The 1,433-nt window shown below is 36.4% G+C and carries 3 protein-coding genes; all 3 read right to left on the bottom strand.

The genetic code is table 11. The features are described from left to right. Positions 1–254 precede the first annotated feature (254 nt). The gene (locus AB1414_20825; protein ID MEW6609855.1) at positions 255–548 is read right to left on the bottom strand and encodes a type II toxin-antitoxin system RelE/ParE family toxin; all 294 of its coding nucleotides are present in this window, start codon (positions 546–548) and stop codon (positions 255–257) included. Beyond that, positions 545–763, bottom strand: coding sequence for an addiction module protein (locus tag AB1414_20820; GenBank protein ID MEW6609854.1), 219 nt, complete (start codon positions 761–763; stop codon positions 545–547). The genes AB1414_20825 and AB1414_20820 overlap by 4 nt, the downstream gene beginning before the upstream one ends. Positions 764–1,098: 335 nt before the next feature. Beyond that, on the bottom strand, positions 1,099–1,433 hold a 335-nt coding region (locus AB1414_20815), incomplete at its 5' end, for a hypothetical protein (GenBank protein ID MEW6609853.1).

The following is a 1,433-nucleotide window of genomic DNA, read 5'->3' as shown; positions in this document are numbered from 1 at the left end:
CGACAATAGTGGCTTGTTGAATTTGCATTATGCTTTTTTGTGTAATCATTTCAGTATCCTCCTCTTTCCTCACTTGGTTCGAGATACACCTTAATCTTCATATTAATAGTGTCATATTATCGCTAACGATAAAGTTCAGGTGCGGCGGGGAGAATTACCACAAAAGTTTGATAGCAAGATAAAACTTTGAGAGACCACAAAACTCTGACCACGGCACAGTCCCCCGCCGTCCGCTGCAACGACTGGTTAGCTTCTTATTTTAATCTGTCTTTTATCCATGCTGGATTTCGACGACAATCAAGCACTGCATATACCAGTACTGTTCTTTGTTCAATACGATAATAAATAGCAAAGGGAAAACGTTTAGATAGTGAACGATAATATCGTTCAAAATATATGGGATGAATGCCCGCATAAATCTGTAGTGAATCAATGTCCGAAAACAATGTATCGAGAAAGTAACTACCAAGACCTTCTTGCTGTTTTTCGTAGAACCAGTAGCCTTCGATTAAATCCTGGGATGCCGATTCAAGAATTTTGATTTTCATGAAACAGACTCTTTTATTTTCCCTTTGGCATTCTCCCAATCAGTAAATTCCTCTACCCTTTTCTTTACTTTTTCTTCCCTTTGCTGGAGAACCTCCCCATGCCAGGGCGGAGAAGAGATTTCATCTGCCCTTCGGCATAGATCATCCCATATGTTCTCCATTGATAGAAGTTTTTCTGCTGTAGTCATTTGATCTAATGGAATAGTAATTGCCATATTGTCACCTCCCGTTGAGTTTCTTTTATATTAGCTAACGCAGAGTTCAGCGGCGGCGGGGAGGAGTACCACAAAACTTTATATGCAAGACAAAACTTTGGTTAACCACAAAACTTTGAGAGACCGTTCACTCTCCGCCGTCCGCTACAACGATTTGTTAGGCAAAAGTTCCACTTCACCGTCTTTTTTCTTGTTATTTCTGGATCCCATAATTAAGGTCTGCCCCCCTAACTCATTTCTTTGCCTTTCTTGAACATCTTCTGTTGTCCCTTATTTTTTATGTCGTTAAAATTATATTATAGAAATTGACCAAAGTCAAGTTTATCATTCTTATTTTAGAAAATGATTATCAAATTCAAAAATTCTTGAGAAATTATTGTTAGAACAATAAATAGTGCTGTAAACAAAATTATGAACTTCATTATTTCCCTGTTTTTGTAATAACCCCATTCAAAAATAGCGATGAATGCACTTGTAATAACATACATAATCAGCACAGAAGTAGTCATTTCAAAATCCCAGTATCTCAATGAACTTGTATATAGGAATAAAAACAGGACAGTAATCACAAGTGCAATAAGTAAGCTTCGTGTAATAATCTTTCCAAATGAAATATCACTTTTTTGAATTTCTTGTGATTGGGTAGATTTAATGTCAATTTTAGTAATAT

It is taken from the genome of bacterium, from assembly GCA_040755795.1.
In the GTDB taxonomy this organism is placed as follows: Bacteria; UBA9089; CG2-30-40-21; order CG2-30-40-21; family SBAY01; genus JBFLXS01.
The sequence above is the reverse complement of the archived record's forward strand: the minus strand, read 5'-3'. Positions and strand labels throughout refer to the sequence as shown.